The organism is Corynebacterium sp. HMSC075D04 (assembly GCF_001815635.1).
In the GTDB taxonomy this organism is placed as follows: domain Bacteria; phylum Actinomycetota; class Actinomycetes; order Mycobacteriales; family Mycobacteriaceae; genus Corynebacterium; species Corynebacterium coyleae.
This window is the reverse complement of sequence record NZ_KV821337.1, coordinates 13,189-25,299: the sequence shown is the minus strand read 5'-3', so window position 1 is coordinate 25,299 and position 12,111 is coordinate 13,189. Positions and strand designations below refer to the sequence as shown.

The 12,111-nt window shown below is 60.7% G+C and carries 11 protein-coding genes and 1 tRNA gene; 5 read left to right on the top strand and 7 right to left on the bottom strand.

Going from position 1 to position 12,111, the window contains the following annotated elements:
- Positions 1-14: 14 nt before the first annotated feature.
- From HMPREF3048_RS04955 to HMPREF3048_RS04945, 3 genes are read right to left on the bottom strand one after another with little or no spacing between them, the layout of a single operon-like run.
- Positions 15-779 (bottom strand): decaprenylphospho-beta-D-erythro-pentofuranosid-2-ulose 2-reductase, encoded by a 765-nt coding sequence (locus HMPREF3048_RS04955; protein WP_070771368.1) that lies wholly within the window; start codon positions 777-779, stop codon positions 15-17.
- A 9-nt stretch (positions 780-788) separates the two neighbouring features.
- On the bottom strand, positions 789-2,186 hold the full coding sequence (locus HMPREF3048_RS04950) for a decaprenylphosphoryl-beta-D-ribose oxidase (protein ID WP_070771367.1): 1,398 nt from the start codon (positions 2,184-2,186) through the stop codon (positions 789-791).
- A 21-nt stretch (positions 2,187-2,207) separates the two neighbouring features.
- On the bottom strand, positions 2,208-2,435 hold the full coding sequence (locus HMPREF3048_RS04945; RefSeq protein WP_070613890.1) for a hypothetical protein: 228 nt from the start codon (positions 2,433-2,435) through the stop codon (positions 2,208-2,210).
- 29 nt (positions 2,436-2,464) lie between these two features.
- On the opposite strand from HMPREF3048_RS04945, the gene HMPREF3048_RS04940 reads away from it, so the two are divergent.
- A complete protein-coding gene (locus HMPREF3048_RS04940) occupies positions 2,465-2,908 on the top strand; it encodes a GtrA family protein (RefSeq protein ID WP_070771366.1) in 444 nt (147 codons plus the stop codon).
- Here the strand turns inward: HMPREF3048_RS04940 and HMPREF3048_RS04935 are convergent.
- A complete protein-coding gene (locus HMPREF3048_RS04935; protein ID WP_070771365.1) occupies positions 2,871-3,773 on the bottom strand; it encodes a galactofuranosyltransferase GlfT1 in 903 nt (300 codons plus the stop codon). The two genes, HMPREF3048_RS04940 and HMPREF3048_RS04935, sit on opposite strands and share 38 nt — an antisense overlap.
- A 73-nt stretch (positions 3,774-3,846) precedes the next feature.
- Here HMPREF3048_RS04935 and HMPREF3048_RS04930 point away from each other — a divergent pair, with 73 nt between their 5' ends.
- Positions 3,847-4,809, top strand: coding sequence for a hypothetical protein (locus HMPREF3048_RS04930; RefSeq protein ID WP_070771364.1), 963 nt, complete (start codon positions 3,847-3,849; stop codon positions 4,807-4,809).
- A 146-nt stretch (positions 4,810-4,955) separates the two neighbouring features.
- Here HMPREF3048_RS04930 and HMPREF3048_RS04925 read toward each other — a convergent pair whose 3' ends face one another.
- Complete coding sequence (locus HMPREF3048_RS04925) at positions 4,956-5,741, bottom strand: galactan export ABC transporter ATP-binding subunit Wzt/RfbE (RefSeq protein WP_070422008.1); 786 nt, start codon at positions 5,739-5,741, stop codon at positions 4,956-4,958.
- A gap of 9 nt (positions 5,742-5,750) precedes the next feature.
- On the bottom strand, positions 5,751-6,599 hold the full coding sequence (locus HMPREF3048_RS04920) for a galactan export ABC transporter permease subunit Wzm/RfbD (protein WP_070771363.1): 849 nt from the start codon (positions 6,597-6,599) through the stop codon (positions 5,751-5,753).
- 144 nt (positions 6,600-6,743) lie between these two features.
- Here HMPREF3048_RS04920 and HMPREF3048_RS04915 point away from each other — a divergent pair, with 144 nt between their 5' ends.
- Positions 6,744-7,955 carry an aminotransferase class V-fold PLP-dependent enzyme gene (locus HMPREF3048_RS04915; protein WP_070771362.1) on the top strand — a complete coding sequence of 404 codons (1,212 nt, stop codon included), beginning with the start codon at positions 6,744-6,746 and terminating at the stop codon, positions 7,953-7,955.
- 15 nt (positions 7,956-7,970) lie between these two features.
- On the opposite strand, the gene HMPREF3048_RS04910 is transcribed toward HMPREF3048_RS04915, so the two are convergent.
- Positions 7,971-8,927, bottom strand: a complete 957-nt coding sequence (locus HMPREF3048_RS04910; RefSeq protein WP_070771361.1) for an NAD(P)H-quinone oxidoreductase — start codon at positions 8,925-8,927, stop codon at positions 7,971-7,973.
- Positions 8,928-9,000: 73 nt separating this feature from the next.
- Here HMPREF3048_RS04910 and HMPREF3048_RS04905 point away from each other — a divergent pair.
- Positions 9,001-9,088 (top strand) — tRNA-Ser (locus tag HMPREF3048_RS04905).
- A 136-nt stretch (positions 9,089-9,224) separates the two neighbouring features.
- A partial coding sequence (locus HMPREF3048_RS04900) for an SdrD B-like domain-containing protein (RefSeq protein WP_305764115.1) occupies positions 9,225-12,111 on the top strand: 2,887 nt, incomplete at its 3' end.

The window sequence follows — 12,111 nt, the reverse complement described above, 5'->3', positions numbered from 1 at the left end:
TTATGCGGGTCGAACTAGAAGTTCAGCTTGCTCATGATCGGCGCCGGAATCGCCTTCAGCACCAGGGAGATCGGGCCGAAGAGCTTGTGCACGAACACCGATGGCTTGCCGGCCAGGGCAGCCTCCACGGCAGCCTCGGCGACGTCTTCCTTGTTTACGGTCAGCGGGGCCTCGTCGAGACCATCGGTCATCTTGGTGCGCACCTGGCCCGGGCGGACCACGGTGACCTTCACGCCGCTGTCCTTCAAAGCTTCACCGAGCTGCAGGTAGAAGCCGTCGATGCCGGCCTTCGCAGCACCGTAGACAAAGTTGGAACGGCGCACGCGCTGGCCCGCCACCGACGACAGGGCGATGATGTTGCCGCGGCCCTGACGCTTCATCTCCTGGCCCAACAGCACACCGACCGACATCGGGGCGGTGAAGTTGGTCTGCGCCGAAGCGACGGCGGCAGCCTGGTCCTGCCAGAGCTGCTCCTGGTCGCCGAGCGTGCCGAAGGCGACGACAGCGACGTCGACCTCGCCGTCCTCAAACGCCGCATCGATCACGGCAGGGTGGGAGGCGAAATCCAGGGCGTCGAAATCGACCAGGCGTACATGGCCTGCGCCGGCGTTCTGGACTTGGGCGATGGCGTCGTCGATACGCGGGGAGTTCTTGCGCGCACACAGGGTGACGGTGGGGCTGCCGCCGCGGGAGACGAGCTCGCTGACAATCGCGAGCCCGATCTCACTCGTGCCGCCGAGGAGGAGGATGTGTTGGGCTTGGCCTACTGCGTTCAGCATGGGTACTCCTTAGTTGAGCTCAAGACGGCGGGACATGTCGGATGCGAACACGCCAGTCGGGTCGATGTCGCGGCGGGTCTTCAACCAGCCTGGCAGTTCCGGATACATCTTGTGGAACTTCTCTGCGCTCGTGCGCGATTCCTTGGCCAGGTAGAGGCGGCCGCCGAACTGCATAACCTGGTCATCCAGGCGGTCGAGGAACTCGTTGAGGCCATCCCTAATTGGGAAGTCCACGCACACGTTCCAACCCTTCATCGGGTAGGACAGCGGCGCCTGGTTGCCTTCGCCGAACAGCTTGAACACGTTCAGGGCGGTGTAGTGGCCGGAGGACTGGATGTCGTAAATGATGTCCTTGAACGGCTCCACAGCGTCGGTCGGGACGACGAACTGGTACTGCAGGAAGCCAGCCTTGCCGTAGCCGCGGTTCCACTTCCCGATGAGGTCCAGCGGCTGGTAAAACTGCGTCAGGTTCAGCACCTGGTTCCGGGCGGGGGAGCCCATCATGTAGTACGCCTCGCCGATGGCGCTCAACGTCAGTTTGTTCATGGTCCAGGACGGGAAAATATCCGGCACCGTCATCAACTGCGGAGCGTTGAACTTCAACGGATCCTTAGCCAGCTTCGGAGCGAACTCCTTCAACTGATCCAAGGTGGCCAGCGAGCCGCGGGAGATGGTGGAGCGGCCCGTCTTCGGCGGAGCGGAAATCGCGTCGAACCAGGCCGACGAGTAGGTGTAGTTCACCTCAGAGCCGTCGGAGTGGGCCGCGATCGTCTCGTCGAGCGTGTCCGTGCGGTCGGTGTCCGCGATGAAGTAGGCGGTCTCCGTCTTGGTCATCTGGATCCGGGCGCGCAGGATAATGCCGGTCAGACCCATGCCGCCGACGGTGGCCCAGAACAGCTCGGCGGTCTCGCCGGTCGGCTCCAAGTGCAGCACGCGGCCGTCCGCCACCAGCAGCTCCATGGACAACACGTGGTTGCCAAACGAGCCCGCAGAGTGGTGGTTCTTACCGTGAATGTCCGGGCCGATCGCGCCACCGATGGTGACCTGGCGGGTACCCGGCAGCACCGGGACCCACAGGCCATACGGCAGGGCGGCCTTCATGAGTTGGTCAAGGCTCACGCCTGCGTCGACGTCGACAATGCCGGAGTCCGGGTCGATGGAGTGGATCCGGTTCAGCGGCGTCATATCGACGACCAAACCGCCACCATTCTGGGCGGGATCACCATAGGAGCGACCCAGACCACGGGCGATGACGCCGCGGCGCTTGTGCTCGGGCAGGTCCGCGTTCTCATCCGCGACCCGCTTGACTGCCTCCGCAATCGTGTCCACGTCAGGGGTGGACAGGACCTGGGCGGTGGACGGGGCGGTACGGCCCCATCCGTAGAGGGATTGGGTTGTCAGTTCCATGCCCACAACCCTACCGCCGGACTAGAGATCCATAATGCTACGAATCTCCGCAGGCAGTTCTTCTTGGCTCGAAATCACAGGTCCGTCGTGTTCGCGAAGAATCTCATAGATACGTGTGCGGCCTTTGGAGTCCACAAACGGCAGCTCCTCGGCCATCAGGCGCACCATGAAGTCGGACAGGGGGACCTCCACACGCTGCGCCGCCTCATGGATCGCGTCCGGGTCATCACCTTTGTAATGCTTCCTCATGGCACACGAGCCTAGTAGGGTAAGCGCCCGTGTCCTCGAACTCTTCCCTGAAACAGCAGCTCATCCCGTTTTTGGTCATCGGTATCGGCTGCGCTGTCATCGACTTCGGCATCACCAACACCCTCGACCAAGCCCTCGACGTCCAGCGCGACCTTGCCAAGGCCGTGGGCTGGGTCTTCGGCACCATCTCCGCCTACGTGCTGAACTCCAAGTTCGCCTTCAACGCCAAAATCGACGCCAAAAAAGCCAGCGCCGTATTCATCCTCTACGCCACCACCTTTGCGGTGCAGATGCTGCTGTGGAGGGTGACGGACGAGCCGTTGTCGTCGCTAGGCCTGCAAGATTCGTGGAAGAACGCCGTGTCCTTCGTCATCGCACAAGGCGTAGCGACGACTACCAACTTCCTCCTCCAGCGCTACTGGATCTTTAAAGGCGCTAAGGGCGGCGAAAGTCCTCTCGCGCCCCCCGCCTAAGCAACTTCAGCCAATCGAGGAAGCCCTTCGGATCCTTCTTCTCCACCAGGAAGAACCACCCGAACCGGACAACCTCCTGCAACTGCATCTTCTTCATGCCGCGCTGATTGATGATGTAGCCACGGTTGCGGTACGTGAAATACCGCTTCGTCTCATTATCCGGGAATTGCGCGTGCGCCCGCCCGCCCATAATCGGATGGAACTCGTCCGACCCATCCGGGTGCAGATAAAACGCCGTCAACGCCGTGCCATACTTCAGGCCCGACTGCGCCAGACGACGGTGGTATTCCACCTCATCGCCCCTGATAAACAGACGGTAATCCGGCACGCCAATGCGTTCCATTGCCTTCGCCGAAATCAACGCGCCATTAAACAGACTGGCGTACTGCGGCAAAAAATCGCCCTGCAGCTCATCAACACGCCGGTGCCACGTCGTGCCCTGCCGCAGCGGAAACGCCAGCTTCTCCGGGTCGTTGATGTTCGCCACCACCGGCGACACCTCCGACAACTGGTGCTGTTCTGCGGTTCGGTACAACACCTCCAGCACCGTGTGATCCCGCGGGCGACCGTCATCATCCGCGCACCAAATCGCATCCGCCCCCAGCGCCAGCGCGTGCAAGAACCCATACGCGAAGCCACCCGCCCCGCCCAGATTGGTCTTGCTTGGTAGGTAGATGCCCTTGTTGTTGGCGAGCTCGTCGACAAGCACACGCACCGCATCCTCATCACCGTTATCCACCACAATGACCCAATCCACCGGATGCGTCTGCGACACCACCTGCTCCAACGAATGTCGCAGCAGGTCAACGCGCTTATGGGTCACAATCACGGCAGCAGTCGTACCGTTGCGATTCAAGGCAGTCATACATTTATTGTGCCCGAGGGATCCCAAACCGTCGTTCTTGCGTCTAATAACCATGACCAACCTACGAAACGGCATGAGTGTCGGACCAACCCACGGCCTCTTCTACGTGGCACACCTCCCACAAGGGCTGAAAACCGTCCGCATCAGCCAACACTTCCACATCCAAGCCGGCCTCCAACGCCCATTCGACACCGCTCAATCCGACGCCCGCCGCCACCCTAAAGGCATCATTTATCAAACACCCATTGCTTACCGCGCGGCTGCCCATGGAATCGAGAACCCAAGCTCGGTGGTGCTTGGATACAGCGCGTTGGCCCTATATGGGCTGCCCTACCTGGTCGAAGGGAAAGACACCGTGCTAATGAACCCTTCCGCCGAACGCAACCGACAAGGCAACATCCACCGCCCCTCAATCGTCCGACGCGGATGTAGAAAAACTGAAGTGTGGGACGTCAAAAACGGCAGCTATCCGCTACGCGTTGCCAGCCCCGCGGCTGCCACAGTCCAGGCGCTGAAAGAGATTCGCAAAATGGCTAAGGCGCAGCAGCCGAGGACGTTAGCCGGGCACAGCCTCGACATAGTTGAAGCAATCACGCTCCTCGACTGCGTGCAGCGTTACCTCGGTGTTGAACCACTATCGATCCTCCAAGCCAGCCCTGGAATCATCGACCAAAGGTGGGTTGCGCGGGCCCTAGCGGAATCAAGCAGTCTGGCGGATTCTCCGAAGGAAACCGAAATCCGCCTACTTGCCCAAATGGTGTGTTCCAAGCTGGGGCTCGAGCTAGAAGAACAGGTGGCTGTCTACAGGGGTAAGAAGATCCTCACGAGGTTTGACCTGGCCATTCCAGAGCTGAAGATCGGCATTATGTACGACGGGGCCCACCACAATTCCGCCACTCAATGGCACAAGGATGCTGACATCAACTCGGGGCTCACCATCGCCGGTTGGAGGGCGCTCCGGTTCACCTCCGCCAACGTGCACAAATTCGTTGACCTACTGACGGCGTTGATCACTGAGGTGCTCGCCGGGCGTTGAGGGATCTGGAGACGGACGTCCCTGACAAATTTTACAAAATCTGTCAGGGGCGATTTCTGACCTGCAAGTATGCGGCTGACTGACAGATTCCGCCGGACTTTGTCAGCCGACCGGCCGAGCGGGAGGCTGGAGGGCCCAACCAACACCTACCCGTGGAAGCGCTGCACCAGTTCTGCGACGTGGTCGCCGGCTTCGGGGCCTTCGTAGGCGCGGACGACGTCGGCGACCAGGCCGGCCTCCCTAATTTCGCCCTTGTCCACCCACAACGCGGTGTTGCAGAGCTGCGCCAGGAAGTCGTTGGAGTGGGAGGCGAACACGAGGATGCCGGAGCGCTCGACCATTTCGGCCAACCTCACGCGGGCTTTGGACATGAAGGCGGCGTCGACGGCGCCGATGCCTTCGTCGAGAAGCAGGATCTCGGGTTCGATGGAGGTGACCACGCCCAACGCCAGGCGGACGCGCATGCCGGTGGAGTAGGTGCGCAGGGGCATGGAGAGGTAGTCGCCGAGTTCGGAGAATTCGGCGATGTCGTCCATTTTGGCTTTCATCTGTTTGCGGGTCTGGCCGAGGAAGAGGCCGCGGATGATGATGTTTTCGTAGCCGGAGATTTCGGGGTCCATGCCGACGCCGAGGTCGAAGACGGGGGCGACGCGACCGCGGACGTCGGCGACGCCGCGGGTCGGTTCGTAGATGCCGGAGAGCAGTCGCAACAAGGTGGTTTTACCTGCGCCATTGTGGCCGACGAGGCCGACGCGGTCGCCTTCCCGCAGGTGCAGGTTGATGTCGCGGAGTGCTTCGACGACGACGGTGTTGGAGGCGTTCTGGCCGATTTTGCCGCCGGCCGAGGACATCATGGCCTTTTTCAGGGAGCGGGATTTGGCGTCGAAGATGGGGAAGTCGACGCAGGCGTTGTAGGTGTCGATGGAAACCATGTGTAACTCCTAGACCCAGTACGGCACGCGGAAGCGCCACTGTTTCATGGCCAGCAGGGTGATGAGTACGCCGACGATGGTGCAGGCGATGACGATGAGCCAGTGGTAGGCGGCGACGGGGTCGTCGATAAGCGGTGCTCTGACGATTTCGAGGTAGTGGAACAGGGGGTTGATCTCAGCGAGCATTGCACGCTTTTCGACGACACCACCCTGGTCCTTCAGCGTCCTCGTCGTCCATACGATCGGGGTGACGTAGAAGAGGAGTTGGACGAGGGCTTCGAGCAGCGGGGCGACGTCGCGGAAGCGGGTGGCCACCATGCCGAAGAACATGGCGACCCACACGCCGTTGACCAGCAGCAGGGCCATACCCGGGAAGAAGAGGAGTGTGTTCAGGGTGATGGGGATGCGGAAGATCAGGGCGAGTAGCACCCAAATGACCATGTTGTGGGCGAGGAACAGCGTTTGGCGCCACACGAGCCGGTAGATATGCACCGACAGGGCGGACGGGAGCTGTTTGATCAGCCCTTCGTTTTCGATGAAGACGTTCGCGCCGTCTTTGATGCAGCCGGAGATGAAGCCCCAGACGATGAAGCCGACGGTGACGTGGGGGAGGAAGTCGGCGACGTCGATTTGGAACAGCATGGAGTACAGCAGGCCGAGGGCGAGCGACATCACACCGGTGGCGATGGTGATCCAGAGGGGGCCGAGCGTGGAGCGCCGGTAGCGTTGTTTGATGTCTTGCCAGCCGAGTTGGAGCCAGAGTTCGTGTTGGCCCCAGCCGCGGATGAGGTCGTCGAATGCCCGCCGGAACGTTTTGGATGTTGATGGCGGGGTGTTTTCGCCAGGCGCGCTGGTCATCCGGGCGACGTCATCGCGCAGTTGTTCTACGTTATGCACGCAGTTCACCCTAGTGCACAAGTTTCATGCCCCCGAGCTGGTGGTGTGCGCTGTGTCGGACGCACGTGCATAATTAGGGGCGTTCTTGCGTGAAGGAGGTCGGCCGTGGCTTATGACGTGTGGGGGGTCCGTGGGCTTTACGGGTCGTTGGGTGGCGGTTGGACGTATCTGAATGCGCATGTGTCGCCACAGGTGCCGGAGAAGGTTGCGGGGGCGGTTGCGCGGAGTTTCCGTAATGCTGCGTCGGTGCCGCCGCCGGAGCCGGTGTTGGGGTCGCATTCGCGGTCGGATGTTGGTTTGCCGGAGGGGGTGGAGTATCCGAAGGCGGCGCGGTCGGCGATTGCGGATTTGGCTGGGGTGATGCCGGAGCAGGTGGTGTTGGGGCCGAGTGTTCCGGCGTTGTATTCGGCGTTGGTGTCGGCGATGCGTCCGATGTTGCGGCATAACTCGTCGATGGTGCTGAATCCGGTGGATCGTCCGGTGTTGTCGGGGCGTTTGCAGCGCGCTGGCGTATCGACGATTTGGGCGCAGGCCGATCTGGCCACCGGCGATTTGCCTGCGTGGCAGTACCGCGACATTGCGGACGGGTCGACGCGTTTGGTGTCGGTGCCGGCGGCGCATCCGGAGTTGGGCAACGTTGTGGGCGTTGCGGACATTGTGGAGGCGGTGCGTGAGAAGTCCCGGGCGTGGGTGCTTGTGGATGCGTCGGCGTACGCCCCGTACCGTCCGTTGGATTTGGATGCGTGGGGTGCCGATATCGCTGCGGTGGACATGGCCCAGTTCGGCGGCCCGGAGATCGCGGCGTTGATCTTCCGTGATGCGGCGATGTTTAAGCGTTTGGACCGTGAGGCTCTCGAGTTGGAGGTCTCGCCTGGTCTTGCTGGTGGTGTGCCGGCTGTGGTGGAGCACTATGCGTCGTTGGTTGAGGGGGCGGCGGGGAGGTCGTCGAGACGCAATCGCTTGAAGTACTCGATGGGGGAGACCACCGCGTACCTGAACGGGCTGCGGGATGATCTGCATACGTTTTTGGGCACGCTGCCTGCGGTGCACATTGTTGGTGTGACGGGCGAGGCGGCGGAGGATGCGCGTGTGGAGCGCATCCCGCGCCTGGCGTTCGGCGTGCGGGGCGTGCCGTCGGAGACCGTGCTGAATCGCCTGGTTGCGCACGGTATTGTGGCTGCTCAGACGACGCAGACACAGCTTCTCGACGACATGGGCGTCGCCGACATGGGCGGCGCCGTCACCATCGCCATGTCGCCCTTTAATACCCAGAACGACATCGAGCAGTTGGTGCGCACAGTCGCCTCGCTGGCGTAGCCTCGCTGCGCTCGGTTACGCGATCAAAAGGATTTTTCCGGTGTTGTCGCCGGAGTCCATGTGGTCGTGGGCCTTGGCGGCGTCGGCGAGGGGGAACGTGGCGGTGATGTTGGGCTTGATCTGGCCGGACTCGATGAGCGGCCAGACGTTCTTCACCGTCGAGGCGACAATCTCCGCCTTCATCGGACGCGGACGGGCGCGCAGGGTGGTGGCGTGGACCGACAGGCGCCTCGGCATCATCCGGCCAAGCGATAGCGTGCCCTTCGGCCCGCCCTGCACCGCGATGACCACGAGGCGGCCGTCGGTGTTGAGCGCCTTGATGTTCTGCTCCAGGTACGGCCCGCCAACTACGTCGAGGATCACGTCCGCCCACGCCTTGAGTTCCTCGGCGAAGTCCTGCTCCTTGTAGTTAATAAGGACGTCCGCGCCGAGGCCCTTGCAGTAGTCGAGCTTCTCCTGGCTGCCCGCGGTGACGGCGACGGTGCAGCCCAGCGCCTTGCACAGTTGGATAGCAAACGAGCCGATGCCGCCCGCGCCGCCGTGGATCAGTACGTTGTCGCCCTCCTGGATGCCGGCGAGCATGCCCAGGTTCGACCACACCGTGCAGGCCGCCTCCACCACACCGGCGGTCTCCTCCAACGTGAGGTTCGCAGGCTTCGGTGTGAGCTGGCCCTCCGGCACCGCGACGTATTCGGCGTACCCGCCGCCCGCCAGCAGGCAGCCGACCTCTTCGCCCTTTTCGCGGCCGGTGGTGCCCGGGTCCTCGATCACGCCGGCGCACTCCAGGCCAATAATTTCCGACTCGCCCTTCGGCGGCGGGTACTTACCTTCGGCCTGCACGATGTCGCCACGGTTCACGCCCGCCGCCGTGACCTTGACCAGTACCTCCCCGTCCTGCAGTTGCGGGGTGTCCACTTCGGTGAGTTCGAGGGAGCGGGGGTTGGTGTCGTCGATAAGTGTGATCGCTTTCATGCGGCCAGGCTACCGAGATTGAGCGACGCGCGACGTGTTGTAGAGTATGTGCGTCGCACTAGCTTTGCGACGAGGAGACGTGGCAGAGCGGCCGAATGCACCGGTCTTGAAAACCGGCGAGGTTTATCCCTCCAGGGGTTCAAATCCCCTCGTCTCCGCCAATTTCTTTTTGGGGGCTGTTTCTGAAATTTAGGTGAATTTCTCCATAAACGCTGGCAGCGTTTGTCAAGCCTGACGTATGGTTCTTCACAAGTCTGCCTCGGTGTTGGGGCAGCGTATGGCGAAAATATGTTGCTCATGGTGGAGGTAGAAATGGGCGAGAAGTTCACTACGAGGAAAGGCCGTGTGCGTCGCAACGTTGTGGCGCTACTGAGTGCAGTAGCGCTGGGCGTCGGCGGAGTAGCGGTGCCGCAGACCGCGGGTGCTTGGGTCCAGCAGGATATCGAGCGAAACTATGGGGAAAAGCCCGACCCGGTCCAAGAAACGAAGGCGATTTTTGAGACCTTCAAGCCGGAAACAATGCAATCCGATGGGAGCTACACCTACACCATTGGAGGCAAGGCTAAGGCGCCGAAGCCACTCCCCGACCAGAATGATTCTGATTACGAGCTAAAACAGCGTGGTGCGTCTGACATTCTCACGATGACGGTGTGGGTTTGGGCTGCGACCCCCAATACAGTCTTGGAAGAACCCACTGCGGACGACTTCAAGTGGGCTAGCGGTCAAACACGTCCGTTTAAGAGTATTGAGAAAGTCAAGACCGACGATGGTGTTTACACCGATCAAGACGGCAATAAGATCGGCGGTGGCGACGGCTACAAGATTGAGTTTGATATCAACGCAGCAGAAGACAGATTTACTGCGGACATTCAAGCGAAGTTGGAAGCAGATATTCCTGCAGGAGCCCTGGTCACGGCTGCTACTTACGTGGAGACGACGATTAGCCCCCGGGTTATCTGGGAGCATGAAGTCTCTCGGTTGACGGCAGATCCCAACGATTCTGACACGTGTGCAGGTATCGCACACGGACGGCACCGTCTCCAGGGCGGAGGTTATGGCCAGTGGATGGCTGAAATGTATCTCGGTTCGTTGAATGGAAACCTGGAGCTCAGGGGTGCGCCGCGTGTTACATTCACGCTGCCTAACGGTGACACATTCAGCGGTGAAGAATCGGGCATGACTCAGGGTGACGTTTCGTCCCAAGCTCTCGACGCAAACTACAAAGCAGGCTTTGAGAAGTTAAATCCCAACACCGTTTGGGGACAGAAATTTGACTGGCCCTTTGATAAAAACACGGCGACAGGTAAATTTTGGCTCCCCACCGGGACCATCTTCGAATTCGAGCAGAATGTTTACGACAAAGACAAACCCTGCTCGGATGCCAAGTGGGGAGGCGACAAGCTCCACCACCGTGCGATGCTGACATCCGCGAACCCGCCTATTGTCAGGGCCGACACTGCACAAACGTGGTTCAAGATGCCAGAAGGTGAGGAGCCGTGCGACTGTGAACTGGGCTCGGTGGGCGACAAGGTCTGGATTGATAAGAACAAAGACGGAATCCAGGACGAAGACGAAACGCAGGGCGTTGCCGGTGTAAAGGTGGTTCTCAAGGACGCGTCCGGTAAGGAAGTTGCTCGTACGGTCACGGACGAGGACGGCAACTGGAATATCAATGTGAAACCGGGTGACTACACGGTCGTGTACGAGCCGGGGAATAACGTGCCTTCGAAGCCGGAGCAGATCGAACGCACCGTCACTATCAAACCGGGTGAGAAGCGTGACGATATTGACCTGGGTATTCTGCCGTCTGGTTCTGTTGGTGACCGTGTTTGGAATGACGCTAATGGTGATGGCAAGCAGGATGAGGGTGAAGAGGGCCTCGAGAATGTAGTTGTGTTGGTGTCGCGTGATGGTGAGCCGACGCGTTCTGCCGTGACCGATAGCAATGGTGATTGGAAGATTGAGGGTCTTAATCCGAACGCTGAGTACGACATTCGCTTCATCCAGCCGGACGGTTGGGAAGTTACGGGCAAGGTGCCGGGTTCGGATGAGTCGGGTCTGGTGTCCAAGGTGACGGTGAAGCCGAACGAGTACAGGGACGATTACGACCTTGGCTTGAAGAAGACCGACGTAACGTGCGATTGTGAGCCGGAAGCACCGGGCACGCTTGGCGACAAGGTCTGGGTGGATACCAACGGCAACGGTAAGGAAGACCCGGACGAGACCGAGGGTGTCGAGGGCATCACGGTGATCATCCGCGATAAGGATGGCAACGAGGTCATTCGTACGGTGACGGATGAGGATGGCAACTGGAAGGTTGACGTCGAGCCGGGTGACTACACGGTGGAGTACAAGCCGGGTGATCGTGTGCCGTCGAAGCCGGATCAGATCGAACGTACCGTCACCATCAAGCCGGGTGAGAAGCGTGACGATATCGATCTGGGTATTCTGCCGTCTGGTTCTGTTGGTGATCGTGTTTGGAATGACGCTAATGGTGATGGCAAGCAGGATGAGGGTGAAGAGGGCCTCGAGAATGTAGTTGTGTTGGTGTCGCGTGATGGTGAGCCGACGCGTTCTGCAGTCACCGATAAGGACGGTAACTGGAAGATCGAGGGTCTTAATCCGAACGCTGAGTACGACATTCGCTTCATCCAGCCGGACGGTTGGGAAGTCACGGGCAAGGTGCCGGGTTCGGATGAGTCAGGCCTGGTGTCCAAGGTGACGGTGAAGCCGAATGAGTACAACGACACCTACGACCTTGGCTTGAAGAAGACCGACGTAACGTGCGATTGTGAGCCGGAAGCACCGGGCACGCTTGGTGACCGTGTGTGGGTCGATACCAACGGCAACGGTGTTGAGGATGCGGACGAGACCGAAGGCGTCGAGGGTGTCACGGTGATCATCCGCGATAAGGATGGCAACGAGGTCATCCGTACGGTGACGAATGAGGGTGGCAACTGGAAGGTTGACGTCGAGCCGGGTGAGTACACCGTGGAGTACAAGACGCGTGATGGCTACACCCCGACGGATCCGTCGCAGGTGTCGCGCAAGGTTGTTGTGGAGTCCGGCAAGGAATACCTGGACGTTGACCTTGGCGTGAAGCCGAGGGAGAAGACCCCGCCGACCCCGCCGGTGACCGAGACCGTCACGGAGACTGTTCCGGTTCCGACCCCGCCGGTGACCG

Coding starts and splice junctions, on each gene's coding strand:
- HMPREF3048_RS04910 (WP_070771361.1), bottom strand. CDS start 8,927: ATGAAAGCGATCACACTTATCGACGACACCAACCCCCGCTCCCTCGAA.
- HMPREF3048_RS04935 (WP_070771365.1), bottom strand. CDS start 3,773: ATGACTGCCTTGAATCGCAACGGTACGACTGCTGCCGTGATTGTGACC.
- HMPREF3048_RS04920 (WP_070771363.1), bottom strand. CDS start 6,599: ATGACCAGCGCGCCTGGCGAAAACACCCCGCCATCAACATCCAAAACG.
- HMPREF3048_RS04945 (WP_070613890.1), bottom strand. CDS start 2,435: ATGAGGAAGCATTACAAAGGTGATGACCCGGACGCGATCCATGAGGCG.
- HMPREF3048_RS04955 (WP_070771368.1), bottom strand. CDS start 779: ATGCTGAACGCAGTAGGCCAAGCCCAACACATCCTCCTCCTCGGCGGC.
- HMPREF3048_RS04930 (WP_070771364.1), top strand. CDS start 3,847: ATGAGTGTCGGACCAACCCACGGCCTCTTCTACGTGGCACACCTCCCA.
- HMPREF3048_RS04950 (WP_070771367.1), bottom strand. CDS start 2,186: ATGGAACTGACAACCCAATCCCTCTACGGATGGGGCCGTACCGCCCCG.
- HMPREF3048_RS04925 (WP_070422008.1), bottom strand. CDS start 5,741: ATGGTTTCCATCGACACCTACAACGCCTGCGTCGACTTCCCCATCTTC.